Origin of the sequence: Actinomadura rubrobrunea NBRC 15275 (genome assembly GCF_001552235.1) — a bacterium.
GTDB lineage: Bacteria > Actinomycetota > Actinomycetes > Streptosporangiales > Streptosporangiaceae > Spirillospora > Spirillospora viridilutea.
In genome coordinates, this window is the sequence record NZ_BCQU01000016.1 from 67,760 (window position 1) to 86,681 (window position 18,922).

The 18,922-nt window shown below is 74.1% G+C and carries 23 protein-coding genes; 9 read left to right on the forward strand and 14 right to left on the reverse strand.

The window, feature by feature from the left end; translation table 11 throughout:
* The first annotated feature begins 29 nt into the window (after window positions 1-29).
* Window positions 30-662: a TetR family transcriptional regulator gene (locus tag AR3_RS07310; protein ID WP_067910425.1), complete on the forward strand. Its 633-nt coding sequence runs from the start codon at window positions 30-32 to the stop codon at window positions 660-662.
* A 22-nt stretch (window positions 663-684) separates the two neighbouring features.
* Here AR3_RS07310 and AR3_RS07315 read toward each other — a convergent pair whose 3' ends face one another.
* Window positions 685-1,194 carry a flavin reductase family protein gene (locus AR3_RS07315; RefSeq protein WP_067910506.1) on the reverse strand — a complete coding sequence of 170 codons (510 nt, stop codon included), beginning with the start codon at window positions 1,192-1,194 and terminating at the stop codon, window positions 685-687.
* A 352-nt stretch (window positions 1,195-1,546) separates the two neighbouring features.
* A complete protein-coding gene (locus AR3_RS32885) occupies window positions 1,547-1,810 on the reverse strand; it encodes a putative leader peptide (protein WP_390098217.1) in 264 nt (87 codons plus the stop codon).
* A gap of 94 nt (window positions 1,811-1,904) precedes the next feature.
* Between AR3_RS32885 and AR3_RS07320 the strand changes: the two genes are divergently transcribed.
* Window positions 1,905-2,738: an SGNH/GDSL hydrolase family protein gene (locus AR3_RS07320; protein ID WP_083951041.1), complete on the forward strand. Its 834-nt coding sequence runs from the start codon at window positions 1,905-1,907 to the stop codon at window positions 2,736-2,738.
* On the opposite strand, the gene AR3_RS07325 is transcribed toward AR3_RS07320, so the two are convergent.
* The 4 genes from AR3_RS07325 to AR3_RS07340 form a co-directional block, all read right to left on the reverse strand.
* Window positions 2,683-3,042 (reverse strand): DUF2516 family protein, encoded by a 360-nt coding sequence (locus tag AR3_RS07325; protein WP_227023194.1) that lies wholly within the window; start codon window positions 3,040-3,042, stop codon window positions 2,683-2,685. The genes AR3_RS07320 and AR3_RS07325 overlap by 56 nt on opposite strands.
* A gap of 208 nt (window positions 3,043-3,250) precedes the next feature.
* On the reverse strand, window positions 3,251-3,709 hold the full coding sequence (locus tag AR3_RS07330) for a hypothetical protein (RefSeq protein WP_067910428.1): 459 nt from the start codon (window positions 3,707-3,709) through the stop codon (window positions 3,251-3,253).
* Window positions 3,706-4,101 carry a helix-turn-helix domain-containing protein gene (locus AR3_RS07335; RefSeq protein WP_067910431.1) on the reverse strand — a complete coding sequence of 132 codons (396 nt, stop codon included), beginning with the start codon at window positions 4,099-4,101 and terminating at the stop codon, window positions 3,706-3,708. Before AR3_RS07335 ends, AR3_RS07330 begins: the two co-directional genes overlap by 4 nt.
* Window positions 4,102-4,230: 129 nt before the next feature.
* Window positions 4,231-5,196, reverse strand: coding sequence for a neutral zinc metallopeptidase (locus AR3_RS07340; protein WP_083951042.1), 966 nt, complete (start codon window positions 5,194-5,196; stop codon window positions 4,231-4,233).
* Window positions 5,197-5,330: 134 nt separating this feature from the next.
* Between AR3_RS07340 and AR3_RS07345 the strand changes: the two genes are divergently transcribed.
* From AR3_RS07345 to AR3_RS07365, 5 genes are all read left to right on the forward strand, one after another.
* The gene (locus tag AR3_RS07345; protein ID WP_067910435.1) at window positions 5,331-7,118 is read left to right on the forward strand and encodes a DUF2207 domain-containing protein; all 1,788 of its coding nucleotides are present in this window, start codon (window positions 5,331-5,333) and stop codon (window positions 7,116-7,118) included.
* 74 nt (window positions 7,119-7,192) lie between these two features.
* Window positions 7,193-7,438 (forward strand): hypothetical protein, encoded by a 246-nt coding sequence (locus AR3_RS07350; RefSeq protein ID WP_067910437.1) that lies wholly within the window; start codon window positions 7,193-7,195, stop codon window positions 7,436-7,438.
* Window positions 7,439-7,667: 229 nt separating this feature from the next.
* Complete coding sequence (locus AR3_RS07355) at window positions 7,668-8,393, forward strand: FadR/GntR family transcriptional regulator (RefSeq protein WP_217998478.1); 726 nt, start codon at window positions 7,668-7,670, stop codon at window positions 8,391-8,393.
* The gene (locus AR3_RS07360) at window positions 8,390-9,622 is read left to right on the forward strand and encodes an MFS transporter (protein ID WP_067910445.1); all 1,233 of its coding nucleotides are present in this window, start codon (window positions 8,390-8,392) and stop codon (window positions 9,620-9,622) included. Before AR3_RS07355 ends, AR3_RS07360 begins: the two co-directional genes overlap by 4 nt.
* A gap of 86 nt (window positions 9,623-9,708) precedes the next feature.
* On the forward strand, window positions 9,709-10,095 hold the full coding sequence (locus AR3_RS07365) for a hypothetical protein (protein ID WP_067910448.1): 387 nt from the start codon (window positions 9,709-9,711) through the stop codon (window positions 10,093-10,095).
* A 24-nt stretch (window positions 10,096-10,119) separates the two neighbouring features.
* On the opposite strand, the gene AR3_RS07370 is transcribed toward AR3_RS07365, so the two are convergent.
* Together AR3_RS07370 and AR3_RS07375 are read right to left on the reverse strand one after the other, a co-directional pair.
* Window positions 10,120-11,103, reverse strand: coding sequence for an asparaginase (locus tag AR3_RS07370; RefSeq protein WP_106258791.1), 984 nt, complete (start codon window positions 11,101-11,103; stop codon window positions 10,120-10,122).
* A gap of 79 nt (window positions 11,104-11,182) precedes the next feature.
* The gene (locus AR3_RS07375; RefSeq protein ID WP_067910454.1) at window positions 11,183-12,010 is read right to left on the reverse strand and encodes a beta-keto acid cleavage family enzyme; all 828 of its coding nucleotides are present in this window, start codon (window positions 12,008-12,010) and stop codon (window positions 11,183-11,185) included.
* A gap of 20 nt (window positions 12,011-12,030) precedes the next feature.
* Between AR3_RS07375 and dtd the strand changes: the two genes are divergently transcribed.
* A complete protein-coding gene (gene dtd / locus AR3_RS07380) occupies window positions 12,031-12,456 on the forward strand; it encodes a D-aminoacyl-tRNA deacylase (protein ID WP_067910514.1) in 426 nt (141 codons plus the stop codon).
* Window positions 12,457-12,561: 105 nt separating this feature from the next.
* Here dtd and AR3_RS07385 read toward each other — a convergent pair whose 3' ends face one another.
* From AR3_RS07385 to AR3_RS07400, 4 genes are all read right to left on the reverse strand, one after another.
* Window positions 12,562-13,065: a hypothetical protein gene (locus tag AR3_RS07385; RefSeq protein ID WP_067910457.1), complete on the reverse strand. Its 504-nt coding sequence runs from the start codon at window positions 13,063-13,065 to the stop codon at window positions 12,562-12,564.
* A gap of 62 nt (window positions 13,066-13,127) precedes the next feature.
* Entirely contained in the window at window positions 13,128-14,120 is a 993-nt protein-coding gene (gene ygfZ / locus AR3_RS07390; protein ID WP_067910461.1) for a CAF17-like 4Fe-4S cluster assembly/insertion protein YgfZ, read from the reverse strand.
* A 131-nt stretch (window positions 14,121-14,251) separates the two neighbouring features.
* Window positions 14,252-14,665 carry a Fur family transcriptional regulator gene (locus AR3_RS07395; protein ID WP_067910464.1) on the reverse strand — a complete coding sequence of 138 codons (414 nt, stop codon included), beginning with the start codon at window positions 14,663-14,665 and terminating at the stop codon, window positions 14,252-14,254.
* A 435-nt stretch (window positions 14,666-15,100) separates the two neighbouring features.
* Window positions 15,101-15,601 (reverse strand): heme-binding beta-barrel domain-containing protein, encoded by a 501-nt coding sequence (locus AR3_RS07400; RefSeq protein WP_067910467.1) that lies wholly within the window; start codon window positions 15,599-15,601, stop codon window positions 15,101-15,103.
* A gap of 242 nt (window positions 15,602-15,843) precedes the next feature.
* Here AR3_RS07400 and AR3_RS07405 point away from each other — a divergent pair, with 242 nt between their 5' ends.
* Window positions 15,844-16,206 (forward strand): DsrE family protein, encoded by a 363-nt coding sequence (locus AR3_RS07405; RefSeq protein ID WP_067910469.1) that lies wholly within the window; start codon window positions 15,844-15,846, stop codon window positions 16,204-16,206.
* Window positions 16,207-16,435: 229 nt separating this feature from the next.
* Here AR3_RS07405 and AR3_RS07410 read toward each other — a convergent pair whose 3' ends face one another.
* Window positions 16,436-17,146: a type 1 glutamine amidotransferase gene (locus AR3_RS07410; RefSeq protein ID WP_067910472.1), complete on the reverse strand. Its 711-nt coding sequence runs from the start codon at window positions 17,144-17,146 to the stop codon at window positions 16,436-16,438.
* Complete coding sequence (locus tag AR3_RS07415; protein ID WP_067910475.1) at window positions 17,136-18,374, reverse strand: MurT ligase domain-containing protein; 1,239 nt, start codon at window positions 18,372-18,374, stop codon at window positions 17,136-17,138. Before AR3_RS07415 ends, AR3_RS07410 begins: the two co-directional genes overlap by 11 nt.
* Window positions 18,375-18,922: the final 548 nt, after the last annotated feature.

Genomic DNA, 18,922 nt, shown 5'->3' on the forward strand with positions numbered 1-18,922 from the left:
AAGTTTGCAGTCATGATACTTTGCGTGACATGGATCACGCCGAACGGCCCGGCCTGCGCGAACGCAAGAAGCGGCGCACGCGCCGGGCGATCGCGTCCGCCGCGCTGCGGCTGTTCGCCGAGCGCGGGTACGAGGAGACGACGATCGCCGACATCGCGGACGCCGCGGACGTGTCCCCGCGCACGTTCTTCGGCTACTTCCCGTCCAAGGAGGACGTGGTCTTCGCCGAGGTCGACGACCGGCTGGCCGAGGTGCGCGAGCGGCTGGCGCGGCGCGTCCCCGGCGAGACGCCGCTGGAGACGGTCCGCCGCGCCACGGCGGACGTGATCGACGCGCTGGCCGCAGAGCACGGCGACTACGGCGCGGTGCAGGTCCGGCTCATCCTCGAGCGCCCCGGGCTGCGGGCCCGCGCCCTGCAGCGCCTCACCGACACCCAGCAGGAGCTGGCGGAGCTGCTGACCGGGCTGTGCCCGGACCTGGACGAGGTCGACGCCGTGACCGCGGCGGGCGCCGCGGTCGGCGCGATGCAGGCGGTCATCATGCACTGCCGCCGCACCGGCCTCGACGCGGCCGCGACCCGGGCCGCCCTGGACCGCGCGCTCGACGTCGTCGAGCACGGCCTGCGCTCGGTGGAGGCGCTCAGCCGCCCCGCCGACCGCTGAGCCGCCGGGCCGCGGCGGCGGGTCACCCGTCCAGCGCGTGGAAGCGGCCGAACCGTCCCCGGTGGTAGAGCAGCGGCCGGTCGGACTCGTGGATGCCGGCGGACGTCACCAGGCCGACGACCAGGATGTGGTCGCCGATGTCCATCGTCGTGTGCGGGACGCACAGCAGGTGGGCGCACACGCCGTCCAGCAGCGGGGTGCCGTCGTCGTGCGGGCGCCAGCGCAGCGGCGCGGCGAACCGGTCGACGCCGCGCCGGGCGAACCGGGCCGCGACGTCGGCCTGCCCGGCCTCCAGGATGTTGACCGCGAAGCGCTCGGCGCGCCGCAGCGACGGCCACGTGGTGGAGCCCTGGTCCACGTAGAACGACACCAGCGGCGGGGACAGGCTCACCGAGGAGAACGACGTCGCGGTCAGCCCCACCGGGACGCCCTCGCAGGCCGCGGTGACCACCACGACCCCGGCCGCGTGCAACGCCAGAGTGCGGCGGAACCGGTCCTCGTCGATCATCTGGTCGGGCAGCAGCTCGGTCATCACCGACTCCTTTCGCGCGGCGTGGCGTTCGCGGGAGCCCGCCTGCACCTGCTCGACGGCCTCCGGCGGGATGCCCGCCGGAGGCCGCCCGGCGTGGGCCCACGCCTCCTCGGCGGTGTCGCGGTGATGACATGCAGGCGGATCGGATAGGCCATGATCGGCCCGCCTCCAGAGAACCGGCGCGCGCCGACGGCGCGCGTCACCTCGACCACGACAAGGGGGGGCACCCGGCGACCACCGCACCGGGGGCATCGGAACACGGGCCCCGCTGGAAAGCCGCGCCTTCGGGGCATGCGCGGGCGGCCCGCGATCAGAACGTCAGAGCGTCACCGCGGCTCGACGCGGGGAGGCGTCACCGCGGACAGAGGGCGCTGGCCACGCGGCACAGGTCCACGTGACCCCGGCTGGTCAGGCACGTCATCAGCGGCACGCCACGAGGGTAGGCAGACGCCCGACAAAAAGTCAACAAAACAAGTAGGAAAGGGAGAGATAAGGCATCGGTCCGGAAACACCCCGCCGCGACGCCGCGCGGCAGTCCCGCGTTCCGGCCCGGCGCACGGATAGGATTCGGACCGTTCGAACGACGTCGAACGTTGCGCGCCGGCTCGACCGACATCACCGAGCCGCCGCGGCGGCGGCGCGGCCACGCACCCGTGGCACGGCCCCGCCGGTCCTCCTTCTCTTCGCGTTCCACAGGAAGGCTCAGCGCCGTGGCATCCCGACGTGTCCATGCGGCCCTGGCCGCGGTGGTGGCGCTCGGTCTGGCCGGTACGGCCGCGGCCTCCCTGTGGTGGCCCGACCCGGCGCCCGCCCCGCGGCAGCCGGTGGTGTACGTGCTGGGCGACAGCTTCACCACGGGGATCCGCGGGCTCACGTCCCAGCAGGCGTACGCCGGGCAGGCCGCGCGGATGCTGGGATGGCGCGTGGTGATCGGCGGGCGGCCCGGCTCCGGGTTCGCCTGGCCCGGGCCCTCCGGACGGCGCTTCGACGCCCTGTTCACCGAGCAGTTCGCCTGGCGGCCCGCCCCCGACATGATGCTGGTGTCCGGCGGGCACAACGACGTGCTGTCCCCCATGCGGCAGGTGCGGCGACGGGCGGTGGAGCTGATGGGCCGGATCCAGATGCGGTGGCCGGGCACCCATGTGGTGCTCATGGGCCCGACCTGGGGACGCGACGTGGGCAGGAAGGCCCTCCGCGTCCGCGACACGATCCGCGCCGCCGCGGCGGACGCGAGGGTGCCGTTCATCGACCCGATCGGGGGGCGCTGGTTCACCGGCAATCGGAAGAAGGGCACCGGCAACGCGGTGCGCTACGTCCGCGCCGACGGCATCCACCCCAACGTGGAGGGCAACCGGTACATGGCCCGCCGCCTCATCGCCGAACTGCGGACCCTCGGCCTGGACCGCCCCGTGCGGGGACGCCCGCCCTCCCCCGCGCCGACCGCCGGGGCGGGAGCGCCGACGCCGCTCCTCGTTAGCAGGGGCCCGGTCACCAGGGGCCGTAGGGGCCCATGGTGCTACGGCCGCCTCCGCCGCGCTTCTTGAACGGCTTGACCGCGGGACGGACGTCGGCCAGGTAGACGGCGGCGGCCAGGAAGGCGGCGACCGGGAGGATGCCGATGAGCAGCATGATCGGCGAGGCGCCCCGCAGGGGCAGGACGGCGTGGGCCAATCCCAGGACCGCGGCCACGCTCAGCAGGATCGTCCACAGCTTCTTGCTCTGCTTGCTGGCCGCCGTGTAGGCGTCCTTGGGCACCGTCAACGCGTCGACCAGCGCCCACGCCTCCATCGCGAACGCGACGACCAGCAGCGACCAGAAGAACAGGTCCAGTATTCCGAATGTGGCCACCGGCGATCAGCGCTCCTGCCTGTGTCTGCCGCGACGCCCGCGCCGCGCCCCGCGGGCTCCTCGGTTCACCCTATGGGCACACCGCCCTGTGGGGCACGCGCCGGCCTCCTCGGCACGTCAACATACAAGACGACGGGGCCCGGCCGGGTTGTTCCCCCGGCCGGGCCCCGGACGTGCGCGCGCCTGGCTCCGCCAGGCCGATGCAGGTTCAGGCGCCACTCTTCCGCGTGCCCGCCGTGGACCGGGCGCGCCGCTGGGCGGTGGTGCGCCGCTTGGCGTCGGCCTCGGCGATCGCGGCGGCGGTCGCGGCCTCCCGGTGCACGACCCGCTTGCCGCGCTCGGCGAGCTCGTCGATGAACTCCACGGCGCGGCTGGCGCCGTGCGTCATGTAGGCGACGGCCGCGCCGGGCAGGTCCTTGACCTCGACGCGCTCCTGCAGCCGGTCGACGTTCTGGCGGACCTCGCCGCGGTAGCGCTCGACGATCTCGCGGACCTGGTCGCGGTAGCGCTCCATGATCTCGCGCAGGTCGTCCTGGTACTTCAGGGCGGTCGCGCGGGCCTTGGTGACCTGCTCGGGCACCTCGCGGATCTTCTCGACCGCCAGGTCGCCGGCACCGGCGACCGTGTAGACGGCCTTGTTCTCACGGAGGGTGGTGGCCAAAGTCATCCCACCTCGTCCTTTCCTGTGTCCTGGTGTTGCTCGGATGTGGCGCCGGCAGCCTCGTTCTCCCTGCGGAACGACTCGTAGACGTCCAGCAGAATCTGCTTCTGCCGTTCCGTGAGGAGCAGGTCGGCCCTGATCGCGGTGTGCACGTCGGTGTCGGACCGGCGGTCCTCCAGGATCCCCGCCTGCACGTACAGCGCCTCGGCCGAGATCCGCAGCCCCTTGGCGATCTGCTGGAGGATCTCGGCGCTGGGCTTGCGCAGCCCGCGTTCGATCTGGCTCAGGTACGGGTTGGAGATGCCCGACACATCGGCGAGCTGGCGCAGCGAGATCTTGGCGCGCGTGCGCTGGTCGCGGATGTACTCCCCGATGGAGCCGACCTTCGAACTTGCCATGGTTCCACCCTGCGTCAGGGTGCTTGCAATTGCAAGCACGGTTGCTAGCACTTGCCGGTGACAACGCTCACAGGAGCGCCCACGGGAGCGCCCACAGGAACGCCCACAGGAAAGGGCCCGCGCGAGGCGTCAGTCGACCTCGTCGGCGGACGCGGTCCAGGTGTTGCAGACGGCCAGGTCGCCGCCGCGGAAGCCGATCGCCACCCAGCCCGCGTAGTTGCGGGACGAGCCGTGGTCGCGCTGGTCGGCGGGCAGCCGCTCGTCGCCCCGCCCCCGCACGTCCTCCAGCATCGCCAGGTACTGGCGGCGCGTGATGCCCATGGTGCGGCGCTCGGCCCGCAGGAACGCGCCGGCCAGGCACTGCGCCTGCAGCTCGATGCGGCGGCTGGTCTCCATGCGGACGGCGACGGACGACGCGTCCTCCATCCGCCGGTGCCCGTACCGCAGGATCCCCGCGCGCTCCTGGACGTGGTGGCCGTACTCGTGCGCGATCACCCGCGCGAACACCGCGAAGTTGGACAGGGGCTCGCCGCCGGACGTCTCCACGACGTGCCGCAGCCCCACGTACATCGTGTGGTTGGCCGGGCAGTAGAACGCCGAGGCGCCGGGGTTGGGGTAGCTGCCGCAGGGACTGCGGCCGGAACGCACCCAGAACACCCTGTCGGGCGGGCTGAACCCCATGTGCGCCTTGCCGAACTGCTTCCCCCAGGACGCGTCGAGGCAGTCGCTCAGCATGTTCATGAACCGGCGCATCGACTCGGGGGCCTCGCTGATCGGCGGGAGGCGGCAGGCGACGGGCGTGAGCGGCCCTGTCTTGTAGAGGCGGTTGTCGGTGGCGTCCGCGCGGCTGACGGACTGGCGGCCCAGGCCGGGACCGCCGACGGCGCCGTCGCCGTCCCCGAACAGCCGGAAGCCGAGCACCGCGAGCACCGCGCAGGCGGCCAGCAGACCGACGATCCCGGCGACGTTGCCGCCGGTGGTGCGGCGGGGGCCGCCGCCCCGGGGCCGGGTGTACCGGTACGTGCCGCGCCGCTGATCGGACAGGCCGCGCGGCGGGGCCGGCGCCGGCGCCGGCGGGGGGTGCTGGCCTGCCATAGGCCAAAATCATCCCACACCCCGAAATCGCGGCGGACCGATCACACGGGCCGCGTATCCGGACGAGACAGGTCTGTATGGCCTCATCCGACGGATCGGTGCCGGACGGGCGCGGGCGGCTACGATGGGCGCCCATGTCGGGTTGCTCGCGGTCGGTGATCGCCTCCCTCACCCTCGCCGCAGTCGTCGCCCTGGCCGTTCCGGGGCGCCCCGCACAGGCGGCGGAATCGCCCGTCCGAACCGTCCCCCTCGGCGCCGCCGCGTCGGAGCGGGTAGTCAAGGACGACGTGGCGTTGCGCGTCGGCGACGACGGGACGCTCCACGCCAAGGAGACGATCGTCTACGAGTTCGCCGGACGGCGCGGCTTCACCCGGTCGTTCGTGACCCGCGAGCACGAGAGCCTCACCCGCGACCGGGTGTGGCGGCTGGAGAACGTGCGGGCGTCCAGCCCCGACGGCGGGCCCGCCCAGGTGTCGGTGTCGACGTCCGGCACGCGCACCGACGTCCGGGTGACCGGCGCGGCGCCGCTGACGGGGCGGCGCACCGTGGTGCTGGAGTACGACGTGCGCGGCGCGATCGCGTCGATCGGCGCCGCCGAGGAGCTGCGCTGGCCGGCGGCGGGCGGCTGGCGGGTGCCGCTGGACGACGCGCGGACCACCGTCGACGGCGGCGCGATGATCCGCAACATCAACTGCTTCGCCGGGCCGCCCGGCGCCGCGATCGGCTGCACGCAGTTCTACACGAACCACGCGCACACGCAGGGCGTGTTCAGCCAGCAGCAGATGATGCCGGGCGAGTTCCTGACCGTCGTGGTCGGCTACCCGCCCGGCAGCACCGGCGGCCGCCCGTTCTACGAGCGGCGGCACACCGTGGCGACCGCGTTCTCGGTCAACACGGTGACCGCGTCGGCCCTGGCGGGCCTGCTGGTGCTGCTGCTCGGCGGCGTCGTCGTGCTGTACCTGCTGCGCGGCCGGGACGCGCGGGTCGTCGGGAAGAAGGCCGCCGAGGGCGACCACGCGCCGGTGGCGGGCAACCGGTTCGAGCCGCCGGACGGGGTGCGGCCCGGCCAGATCGGCACGCTCATCGACGAGCAGGCCGACGTGATCGACGTGACCGCGACGATCGTGGACCTGGCGGTGCGCGGCCACCTGCTGATCGAGGAGCAGGATCGGGCGGCCACCGGCCGCCTGGACTGGACGCTGCGCCGCATGGACGCCCCGTCCGACGACCTGCTGCGCTACGAGCGCATCCTGCTGGAGGCGCTGTTCACCGCCCCGGACGGGAGCGCGCGCGACAGCGTCCGGCTGACGGAGCTCGGCGGCACGTTCGCCCGGGACCTGGCGCGGGTGCGCAGCGCGATGTACGACGACGTGGTGGAGCAGGGCTGGTTCGCGCGGCGCCCGGACGCGGTGCGGTCGCGCTGGACGATCGCGGGGATGGCGCTGACGGTGCTCGGCGTGGCGGGCACCGTGGCGCTGGCGCTGTTCACCGAGTTCGCGCTGGCCGGGCTCGCGGTGATCATCGCGGGGGCGGCGCTGGCCTACGGCGGGCAGTACATGCCCGCCAAGACCGCGCGCGGCGCGACGGTGCTGGCGCACACGATCGGGTTCCGCGCCTTCCTGGAACGCGGGGAGCTGCCCGAGGACACCGGGGCGCGGCTCGGGTCGCGCGAACGCATCGCGCTGTTCTCCCGGTTCCTGCCGTACGCGGTGGTGTTCGACGTGGTCGGCCCGTGGGCCAAGACGGTCGAGGACGCGGGGGAACGCGGGGAGGGCGCCGACAACCTCTCCTGGTACGAGGGCCCGGCCGAGTGGGACCTGTCCGGGTTCGCCGAGTCGATGCGGCTGTTCACGCTGACGACGTCCGGGGCGATCTCGCAGTCCCGGGGGCTGCGCGGGGCGATGGCGGACTCCGGCGGCTGAGCGGCCGTCTCGTCCGGTCGCCCGCGACGCCGCGGTTGGAATCCTCCCGTCGGGTAGGGGCTCGGCGAGGAGGCATGAGCGTCGTGGTGGTGGCCGGGAATTATCCGCTGGGCGACAACTTCTGGCAGCTGTTGGGGCCGATCCTCATCGCGATGGCCCTGGTCGCGTGGCTGCTGCTGTTGTGGTACGCGCAGCGCAAGCGGGTCCGCATCGACCGCATGCGCGGCGGCGCCCCGCACCGCGGAGCGGTGACGGGCGGCATGATCGAGGGCAGTCCCGCGCAGCGGACGCGCCGGGACGAGGCCGAGCGCAAGAGCTGACCCCGCCGACGCCGCGACAGCGCCCAGCCCTGGACGCTGTTCCCCATGCCGGGGGACGAGGCCGAGCGCAAGAGCTGACCCCGCCGACGCCGCCGCACGACGTCAACGCACGAGATCAACGGCCGACATCACCGGCCGACATCACCGGCTGACATCACCGGCTGACACCGCCGGGCGGACGGCGATCTTCTTTCGTAGGATGTCTGACATCTTGCGAAAGGAGCGTTCCGTGGCCCTGAGTCCCGTGGCCCGGGGGTCGACCGTGGAGGCGGTGGTCGACCGGATCCAGGCCGAGGTCAGCGGCGGCGCCTGGCGGGTGGGCGAGCGCATCCCCGGCGAGCTGGACCTGGCGGCGCGGCTGGGCGTGAGCCGCCCGGCGGTGCGCGAGGCGATCCGGGCGCTGGCGCACGTCGGCGTGCTGGAGGTGCGGCGCGGCGACGGCACGTACGTGCGCAGCTGCGCCGACCCGCGCCCGCTGCTGCGCCGCGTCCAGACCGCCGCGCTGCGCGACGTGTTCGAGGTGCAGCTCGCCCACGACGTGCAGGCGGCGCGGCTGGCCGCGCTCCGCCGCACCGAGGCGGACCTGGCGCGGCTGGAGGAGCTGCTGGCGGCCCGGGACGCGGCCGAGGACGCCGACGAGTTCGGCGCCGCCGACTCCCGCTTCCACCTCGGCGTCGCCGAGGCCTCCGGGAACCCGGTGCTCGTCGAGGCGTGCCGGTACTTCATCGGGCGGCTGCGCGAGTCGCTGAGCGCGATCCGCTTGGACCACCGCATCCCCGAGGCCGGGCCCGCCCGGCACCGGGCCGTCCTGGACGCGGTCGCCGCCGGGGACCCGGACGCCGCCGCCCGCGCCGCCGCCGCGGTGATCGAACCGACGCTGGCCGCGGTGTCGGCCCTGCTGGCGGCCGAGGCCGCGGAGGGCCGGCCCGAGAGCGCCGCGGGGGCCGGGGCGTGAGCGGGCGGCGCGGGACGGCCGCCGTCCAGGTCCTGCTGATCGTCCTGGTCGCGCTCAACCTGCGGCCCGCCGTCGCCGCGGTCGGGCCGCTGCTCACCGAGATCCGCGACGACCTCGGCCTGTCCGGCACCGCGGCGGGCGCGCTGACCACGCTGCCGCTGGCGTTCTTCGGCGCCTACGGGCTGCTCGCGGCGTTCCTGCGGCGCGCCCCGCGCGGCGAGACGCTGCTCGTGGCCGCCATGGGCCTGCTGGTGGCGGGCCTGCTGCTGCGGCTGGTGCCGGTCACGCCGGCGCTGTTCGCCGGATCGCTGGTCGCCGGGATCGCCATCAGCATCGGCAACGTCGCGGTGCCCGCGATCATCAAGCGCGACCATCCCGGCCGGATCCCCCTGGTCACCGCGATCTACACGGTGGCGATCTGCGGCGGGGCGTCGCTGTCGTCCGGGGTCGTGGTGCCCGTCCAGCGGGCGCTGGACGCGACGTGGCGGCTGCCGCTCGCCCTGCTGGCGGTCCCGGCGGCGCTGGCCGGGCTGTGCTGGCTGCCGCGCGCCCGCCGCGGCGCGCCCGGCGGGCCCGTCCCCGCGGGCGGGTCGTCGCGCCGGATGGCCGCCCGGGTGTGGCGCTCGGGGCTGGCCTGGCAGGTCACGGCGTTCATGGGCCTGCAGTCCCTGCTGGCGTACGTCGTGCTCGGCTGGCTGCCGACCATCTGCCAGGACCGGGGCATGCCCGAGACGTCCGCCGGATACGCGCTGGGGCTCACCGCCATGATCCAGGCGGTCGGCGCGCTGGCGGTGCCCGCGCTGGCCCGCCGCTTCGCCGACCAGCGGCCGATCGTCGTGGTGTCCGTCGCGCTGTGCCTGGCCGGGTTCGCCGGGATCGCCTGGGCGCCGCTCGCGACGGTGTGGCTGTGGGCGGTCGTGCTCGGCCTCGCGCAGGGCGCCCTGTTCGCCACCGCGCTGGCGCTGCTCGGCCTGCGGGCGCACGACGCCCAGGCGGCCGCGCAGCTGTCGGGCATGGCCCAGGGCGTCGGATACGTGATCGCGGCGCTGGGCCCGCTGCTGCTCGGCGCGCTGCACGACGCCACCGGCGGCTGGGACGTCCCGATGACCGCGGTGCTGGCGGTGACCGCCGCGCTGGCGGTGCCCGGCTGGGCCGCCGGCCGCGACCGCACCGTGGGCGCGCCGACGCCGCCCGAGCCGGAATGCGCGGCGCCGACGCGGACGCACTGACCCGCCGGCGACCTACGATGGGAGTATCCGCTGCTCAGGCGGGTATCGCCCATTCTCGGACGTTCTGCGTTCGGGAGGTGAGAGACGTGGTGGTCCTGCCCGTGGCCGCCGTCCGCATCGGCTCGGAGATCGCGCTCTGGATCGGCCCGGCGGTCCTGGTCATCGGCATCCTCGCGTGGGTGACGATGACGATCCTCGCCTCGTCCAGGAAGATCCACCCGGACCGCAGGCACGACCAGTCCCCGCACTGGGGGCCGGTCGAGGGCGGCGCCTATCACTACTGGCCGGGGATGTACGCGCATCATCTCCGGGACATGAAGTTCCCGTTGGACCTGTATCCGGCGCCGGAGAAGCCCGAGACGCGGCCCGTCCCGCCCGGCGAGGGCGGCGCGGCCGAGCGGCCGAAGGCCTGGAAGGGCACGGCCGAGAAAGCCGAGCCGGTCCGGCACGGCGGCGACAAGCCGTCCGGCTGACGCCGCCGCCCGCCGGGGTTCGGGTCAGCGCGCCGCGGCGAACAGGTCCGCGGCGGGGCGGACGTCGCCCACGCGCCGTTCCCCGCCGTCCAGCGGCGCCGCCGCCAGCTCGTCCAGGACGGCCGCGTCCACGCCGGGCGACGCGTCGACGCCCAGCGCCCGCAGCAGCGCGACGGTGACGGGGGTGCGCGCCCGCATCGCCCCGTCGTCGATCTTGACGGCGCCGGCCCGTCCGTCCGCGGCGGCGAACGCGTCCACGCCCTCGGCGCCGCACTTGACCAGCAGCCCGGGGACCGCTTCCATGAGGCGCCGCTCCTCGCGCCGCGTCCCCGAGGTCCACTGCGGGTGCGCCCGCATCGCGTCGGCGACGCGCCGCTCCGGGGTGCCGGGCGCGGCCAGCACCAGCGCGCGGAACGCCCGCGCCACCCCGGTCGCGGACACGGCGAACAGCGGGGCGCCGCACCCGTCGACGCCGACGGCGGCGGCCTTCTCCCCGGTCAGCTCCTCGAGCGCGGCGCGCACCGCGGTCTGCAGCGGATGCGCGGGGTCCAGGTAGGACTCGGTGGGCCAGCCCGCCGCGACGCACGTCGCGAGCATGGCCGCGTGCTTGCCGGAGCAGTTCATCCGCAGCCGCGACCGGTCGCCTCCGGACCGCGCGACCTCCAGGGCGACGCGCTGCTCCATCGGCCAGGAGGCCGGGCAGCGCAGCGCCTCCTCGTCGAGCCCCGCCCCGGCGAGGATCGCGCGGGCGCCCTCGACATGGAAGTCCTCACCCGAGTGGCTGCCCGCGGCCAGCGCCAGCAGTTCGCCGTCCAGGTCCAGCCCGGCGCGCAGCATGGCTGCCGCCTGCATCGGCTTGTTCGCCGACCGGGGGAAGATCGGGACGTCGGGTTCGCCCGCGCGCACCCGCACCGCCCCGTCGGCGGCCAGCCCCACCGCCGATCCGCGGTGCCGCGACTCCACGAACCCGGAACGTTCCACTTCCACCAGCACCGGATGGGTCTCCACCGCGCCCCCCACACACCAGAACTATCCCGACGAAACAGACCAAACGGACCAAGGATAGGGGGGCGCGGACGGCGGCCGGTCAGCGGGCCTTGACGCCGAGGAAGGCGCGGGCCTCCGCGGCCGACATGGCGGGACGCTGGGCGATGTCGGCCAGGGTCGCGGCGCGTTCCACGAGCTGGGCGTTGGAGGCGACCGGACGCCCCTTGGCGAAGGTCAGCGTGTCCTCCATGCCGACGCGCAGGTGGCCGCCCGCCGACAGCGCCGCGTACATCACGGGCAGCGTGGTGCGGCCCACGCCGGTCGCCGACCAGGTCGCACCTTCCGGCAACGCCTCGACGGCCGCGACGAGCGTCCGCGCGTCGCCCGGCATGCCGCCCGGCACGCCCATCACCAGGTCGCAGTGGACGTGGCCGCCGTAGGGGGCGCCGTGCTTGTCCAGCAGCCGGTGCAGCGCGGCGATGTGCCCGAGGTCGAACAGCTCGAACTCCGGCACGATCTCCAGCTCCTGGGTGCGCCGGTACAGCTCGACCATGAACGGCCACGGGTTCATGAACACCTCGTCGCCGAAGTTGACCGTGCCGCAGGTCAGCGAGCAGGCGTCCGGCTCCGCCTCCAGGACGCGCAGCCGGTCCTCGTACGAGTCGGTGACCGCGCCCCCCGTGGACAGCTGGACGACCAGGTCCGTGCTCTCCCGCAGGGCCCGCACCGTGTCCCGCAGCCGGGCGAGGTCGAGCGTGGGCCGGGCGTCGTCGTCCCGGATGTGCACGTGGATCACCGCCGCCCCGGCGGCCTGGCACTCCTTGGCCGTCTGGACGAGTTCGTCGAGGGTCACCGGCAGCGCCGGGACGTCCGCCTTGGCGGACTCGGCCCCGGTCGGCGCCACCGTGATGAGCGTCTTTGCTCCCATGCCAGGCAGAATGCATGGCCATGAGGGCTGTAGTCCAGAGGGTGAGCCAGGCCTCCGTGACGGTGGACGGCCGCGTGGTCGGCGCGATCGACGGGCCGGGGCTGCTGGTGCTGGTCGGGGTGACGCACGACGACACGCCGGAGCAGGCCCGCAAGTTGGCCGCCAAGCTGTGGGGGCTGCGCATCCTGCCCGAGGAGAAGTCCTGCTCCGACGTGGGCGCGCCGCTGCTGGTGGTCAGCCAGTTCACGCTGTACGGGGACGCGCGCAAGGGGCGGCGCCCGTCGTGGAGCGCGGCCGCGCCCGGCCCGGTCGCCGAGCCGCTGGTGGACGCGGTCGTCGCCGAGCTGCGCGCGCTCGGCGCCAAGGTCGAGACCGGGGTGTTCGGCGCCGACATGAAGGTGGCGCTGGTCAACGACGGCCCGGTCACCCTGATCCTGGAGGTCTGAGCCCGCCGTCCTCCCGGCGTCGCAGGCCGGGTGTCACAGGTCTGCCGGGGGTCACAGATCTACCGGGGGTCACAGGTCTGCCGAGGGTCACGGGTCTGCCGGGCGTCACAGGTCGAAGCCGTAGACCATCCCGGCGATCGTGACCAGGGTGCCCGCGGCGGCCAGCAGGATCAGCGCGCGGTCGGCCTGGCCGAGCCGTCCGCGCACGGCCGGGGACACCACCAGCACGCCGGTCTCCCGGTTCGGGTCCGGCGCGGACGGGCGGCGCGCGGGGTTGCGCAGGCCCACCAGGCGCCACAGCGCGTCGTTCTTGACCTCCTGGTGGCGGGGCGTGCAGGCGAACAGGCGGCCGCGCGCCGGCTCACGGCAGGACAGCCCCTTGCGCGTCGCGACCCGGCAGACCGTGGGCACCAGCACCAGCTCGTACAGGCACCACAGCAGCAGGGCCAGCAGCGCCAGCCGCCAGGACCGCCACCACGCCGCGGCCGCCGCCAGGGCGGCGAACACGCCCCACCACACCAGCGCGGACTCGCGCCGGCGCCGGCGCCGCCGTCCGGCCGCGCCCTTGCGGACGCGCGGCGCTCCCTGCTCGTTCCGGTGCACGACCATCGGCCGGGACCCCCCTGACAAGATCGTCTACGACAGACGAATCTGCCCGGAGGCGCGGAAGATCATGCCCGGCGTGCGGCGTGCCGGGGAAAATCGATCTTCGCGTTCGCGCCCGTGTCCGGCGACACGACGACCTCCTGGCTCGCGGCCACCCCGCCGGCGAGCAGCTCGGCGTCCACCGGGACGTTCCGCTTGACCAGCGCCAGCGCGATCGGTCCGAGCTCGTGGTGCCGCGCCGCCGATCCGACGAAGCCGACCGTGCGCCCGCCGGGGATCTCCACCGGGTCGCCGTGCGCGGGCAGCCGGTCGACGCTGCCGTCCAGGTGCAGGAACACCAGGCGGCGCGGCGGACGCCCCAGGTTGTGCACGCGGGCCACGGTCTCCTGACCGCGGTAGCAGCCCTTGTCGAGGTGCACGGCCGCCTCGATCCAGCCCATCTCATGGGGGATGGAGCGGTGGTCGGTGTCCAGCCCCAGGCGGGGGCGGTGCGCGGCGATCCGCAGCGCCTCGTACGCCCAGATGCCCGCCGGGCGTTCGGACTCGGGGAACGCCGCCAGGGCGTCCCGCGGGACGATCTGCGCGGTGCCGACGACGTCGGGCATGGCGAGCGCCCCCGGTTCGGGCTCGCGCCCGGTGGTGACCACCGCGTAGGCGTCGCTGACGTCGGCCACCTCGACGCGCAGCATGAAGCGCATCTTGTCGAGGAACTCCGCCAGCGCGGGAGCCGTGCCCGGCTCGACGTGCATCCACACCGCCTCGCCGTCGTCCACCAGCTGCATGTGGTGCTCGATGTGGCCCTGCGGGCTCAGCAGCAGCGCCTCGGTCGGCTCGAACGGCTTGAGGTCCTGCAGGTGCTGGCTGGTCAGGCTGTGCAGCCAGCTCAGCCGGTCCGGCCCGGACACGCGCACGACGCCCCGGTTGCCGCGGTCGACGAACGCCCTGCCCGCCTCCAGGGCGCGTTGCTCCTGCGTCGGCTCGCCGTAGTGCGCGGCGATCCCCTCGTCGGGCGCGTCGGCGGCGACGGCCCCGGGCAGCTTCAACAGCGGGCTCTCCATGCCTCCAGCCTATTTCCCGCCGGATTCCATGAACTCCTGGGAACCCCCGTTCGGGGGCGGCACGGCGGAGGACGGGAGCGGCAGGGTCAGGAACGGCAGCGTTAGAAACGGCAGCGTCAGAAACGGCAGGGTCAGGAACGGCAGGAGGAGCAGCGGCCGTAGACGGTGAGGTGGTGGACGTCGGTCTCGAAACCGAACTGCTCCTCCAAGCGCGCCGCCAACCCGGCCGCGGCCTCCGGGTCGACGTCGTTGACCGCGCCGCACTTGCGGCAGACCAGGTGGATGTGCTCGGCTTCGGCCGCCAGGTGGTAGTTGGGCGGACCGTGCCCCAGGTGGGCGTGCTTGACCAGCCCGAGCTCCTCCAGCAGTTCGAGCGTCCGGTACACGGTGGAGATGTTCACGCCGCGGGCGGTGCGCTGCACCTCGGCGCAGATCTGCTCCGGGGTCCCGTGCTCCAGCTTCGTCACCGCCTCCAGCACGAGCTGGCGCTGCGGAGTGACCCGGTAGCCCTTCGCCCGAAGCTCCTCCTGCCACGTGTCCGCCATGTTCAGAGTCTAAGTGCCGGACCCTCGCCCGTGCGGGCCGCGGTCCCGTGGACGGGCTCCGGGCGCGGGGCCGCCCGCGGCGACCTGCGCCGAAAAATCCCTTGCCGGTCGCGGCGGCCTGGCATAGCCTGCGTCTCACGCAGGAAAGGAGGTGGTCCTAGGCATGAGTGACTGTAGGACTTGCGAGGTGGCTGTCCACTAGTCGCCGTCACGCCTTGGCACTACCGATTCCGCGGACGAGCTAGCCGTCCACAGAAGACGTAGGCCGGTCGCGACGGTCGACCGGTGAATACCAGGCAGTTACCGGGCCCCCGGACCGATGGGCCGTCCACCCATCACCCGCGTGAAGCGGAAGGTCCGGGGGTCTTCTCATGCGCCCGGACCCGATCCGCCCCGCCGCCGGCCGGCCCCGCGCCCTTCCGGCGTCCGCCGCCGTCAGTCCACCTTCTTGAGCTGGGCGGACATGTGCGCCTGCAGGGGCTGCCCCATGGCCGCCATCTCGTACACCCAGCCGAGGTCGCGCTTGCCGTCCTTCTGCGGCATCAGCCCGTACAGCCGCCGGCCCGCGGTGACCTCCTTGGCGGAACTGGTCCGCGCCACGACGTCGGTCTGCAGCTCCACCCGGTTGAAGGCGACGTTCCCGACGTAGATCTCGACGATGCCGGTGGGGTGGGCCAGGGTCACCTCGACCTGGTTGTCCGGCTGCGGGCGCCAGTAGCCGGTCTCCACGGCGAGGGGCCGTCCCAGGGAGCCGTCGGCCTCGATCAGCCAGGTGCGGCTGGAGTAGATCAGGAACGGGTTGCCGTTGTGGGTGAACGAGACCTCCTGCCCGAAGTTGAACGCCTCGATCGTGGGATAGTCGCCGACTCCGGCGCCCTCCCACCTGCCCAGCAGGAACTCCAGCGGCTTGAGGTCGGGGTGCAGCTCTGGCTCCATGGCCACCGAGCGTAGCGGCGCCGCGGAGGGCTCGGGACATCGCCGACCGCCCGGCGTCCGCCGCCGCGCCGGCTCACCGCAGGCGCGACAGCCGCACCACCAGCAGCACCGCCGCCACCGCCGCCAGGCCGAGCACCGCGACGAGCACCACCGCGTTCACCATGCCGCCCACGGCAGGAACCCTAGCCGCGGCGGGGCCCCGCGCGCGCCCCGACGCGCGATCCCGGGGCTAGGCTGCGGACATGGCGAGATCTCTGGTGATCAAGGCCACGGCGGGCGCCGACGCGCCCGAGCGCTGCAACCAGGCGTTCAACGTCGCGGCGGCCGCGGTGGTGAGCGGCGTGCCCGTCTCGCTGTGGCTGACCGGCGAGTCCTCGTGGTTCGCGCTGCCGGGCCGCGCCAAGGAGTTCTCCCTGCCGCACGCGACGCCGCTGGAGGACCTGCTGGACGCGGTGCTGGCGGGCGGCCGGGTGACGCTGTGCACGCAGTGCGCGGCGCGCCGCGGCATCGGCCCCGACGACGTGATCCGGGGGGTGCGCATCGCGGGCGCCCCGACGTTCGTGGAGGAGATCACGGCGGAGGGCGTCCAGGCGCTCGTCTACTGACCGCGGCGGCGCGGACGCCGACCCGGCGCCCGCTCACGGCGGTGGGGACCCGCCCGGACATGGAACGATCCAACGGACGGTTGCGACCGGCCGGTCGCTTCGGGCGGGCCGGAACGGGCCGCGCCGCCGCGCCGGGCTGCGCGACGCGGGGCGCGGCGGCGCGTTCGCGCCGTCCTTCGGGACCCGCCCAAGGGCCGCTCGTGTCCGGCCGGGGTCCCGCTCGGCGTGCTCAGGACAGGACGGCGTTGAGGCGTTCCTCGCGCAGGCGGTTGGCCCACGTGTCGTCGATCGGCGGCAGGTCCTGGCCGATGGCCCAGCGCAGCAGCAGGTCGGCCAGGGCGGGGTTGCGGACCAGGGCCGGGCCGTGCATGTAGGTGCCGATGATGCGTCCGGCGTAGGCGCCCTCGTAGCCGTCGCCGTTGCCGACGCCGTGCACGACGCGCGCCAGCGGCCGGGCGCCGGGGCCCAGGCGGGTGACGCCCTGGTGGTTCTCGAACCCGGTGATGCGCGGCATGTTCAGCTCGGGCGCGACGTCGCCGACGATCTCGCCGACCGCGCGCCGCTCGCCGCGCCCGCTGGTGATGTCGAGCAGGCCGAGCCCCTGGACGGGCTGGCCCTCCTCGCCGCCGAACTGGGTGCCGAGCAGCTGGTATCCGGCGCAGACGGCGAACACGACGGCGCCGCGCTCGGCGGCGCGGTGCAGGCCGCCGTCGGCGCGCAGCCGCTGGGCGGCGAGGATCTGCGGCCGGTCCTCGCCGCCGCCGAGCAGGTAGACGTGGCCGTCGGTGGGCACCGGCTGGTCCGAGCGCACGTGCACGGTCTCGTAGGGGATGCCGCGCAGCTTGGCGCGGCGCTCCAGCACGATCGTGTTGCCCTGGTCGCCGTAGGTGCTCAGCAGGTCGGGGTAGATCCAGACGATCTTCAGGCGGTCAGACGACACGGCCGTACCTCGCTCGGATGTTCTGGAAGGCGGTGTAGTTGGCGATCACGTCCAGGTGGCCGGGCGGCACCGCCATGACGGCCTGCTCGATGTCGTCCACGACGGTGAACGGCACCTCGGCGGCCTCCAGGCGGACGGCCATGTCGATGCGGCGCTCCCCGGTCACCCACACGGGGCGGCCGCGCAGGATGCGGTAGTCGACGTCCCACAGCCAGGAGGTGTCCCGGCCGTCGGGGCCCTGCGCGTTGATGGACAGCACGACCGGGCCGGGCGCGGGCTGAAGCACGTCGAACGCCTCCAGCCAGCCCGCCGGGTTCTTCGACAGCAGCAGGCGGATCCGCCGGCCCTCGTGCTCGACCGTGGTGTAGCGTCCGGCGACCGACTTGACCTGGGCCAGCAGCGGCAGCGCCTGCTCGGGCTGGACGCCGAACTGCGCGACGACGGCCAGCGCGATCGCGGCGTTGGACCGGTTGGCGCGGCCGGGCAGCGACAGCCCGGTCAGCGGGAAGGAGCGCCCGTCCGGCGCGGTCACCACGTCGCCGTGCAGGACCCAGTCGGGGCGCGGGCGCGCGAAGGTGCACTGGCGGCAGCGCCAGTCCTGGTCGTCGCGGTCCAGAGGCCCGCCGCACTCGGGGCAGCACCAGGAGTCCTCGCGCCAGTGCTGTCCGGCGGCCACCCAGGTGACGCTCTTGGCCCCGGACGCGCCCCAGGTCACCAGCGGGTCGTCGCAGTTGGCGACGACGTGGCTCTGCGGGGAGGTCTCCAGGGCCTTGCGCCACTTGCCCGCCAGCAGCCAGATCTCGGCGGCGCGGTCCATCTGGTCGCGGCTGAGGTTCATCAGCGCGACGACGTTGGCGCCGGTCTCGGCGAGCACCATCGGCACGTACTTCTCGTCGCACTCGAGCACGCCGTAGCGCGCGTCCGGTGCGGCGGCCAGCGCGGACACGTGCCCGGTCGGCATATTGGCGCCGAAGGCGTTGGTGGCCACCTCCCCCAGCGGGGTCATGGCGGCGGTGATGAGCCGGGTCGTCGTCGTCTTGCCGTTGGTCGCGCTGACGAGGACGAGCTTGCGGTCCCGGGCGAGCCTGGTGAGCAGTTCGGGGTCGAGGGCCAGCCCGACCCGTCCCCCGATCACCGATCCGTCACCCCGGCCCGCCAGCCGGGACATCTTCGCGGCCGTACGACCGAGCGCGACGGCCAGCTGCGAACGCAGCGGTAGATCGCTCATGGGCTCCGTCTTCTCTGGTTGTGCATCCGGGCGCCTGGAAACCGCTCCGAGCCTAGCCGCCCCGGCGGGGGTCCCGTCGCCAGGTCGAGGCGATCAAGGGGACCGGCGTCGCCGCCGCGCGCGGCCGGACGGAGCGGCGAATGCGACGAGCGTCACACGACATCGGGTAAACCTTGCCTAAGTTTGTTGACTCACATCGACATGTCGTGGTTCGGTGCGAGCCCCGACGCGCGACGATTGTGGCCCGCGCTCGCCATCTCGGCGCCTCGGAGCGCCCTCACCTAGTACTTTGTCGGGGGCCCTGCTGTTTTGCGGGGATAGCGGCAACAACGCGAGGTCTGAAGCCATGCAGTGTCCGACGTGCGGTACGAACACGCCCGGCACGCCGGGCACGTGTCCGAACTGCCACGCGCCGATGGGCGGCCCGGCGGAGGCTCCGCTGAGCGCACCGGTGGCCGCCGACCCCTCCGCGTCGCTCGGCGACAAGACGATGCTCATCCCGCCGACGCCCGCCTGGGCCCGGTCCGCGGCCCCCTCGGGGCCCGCCG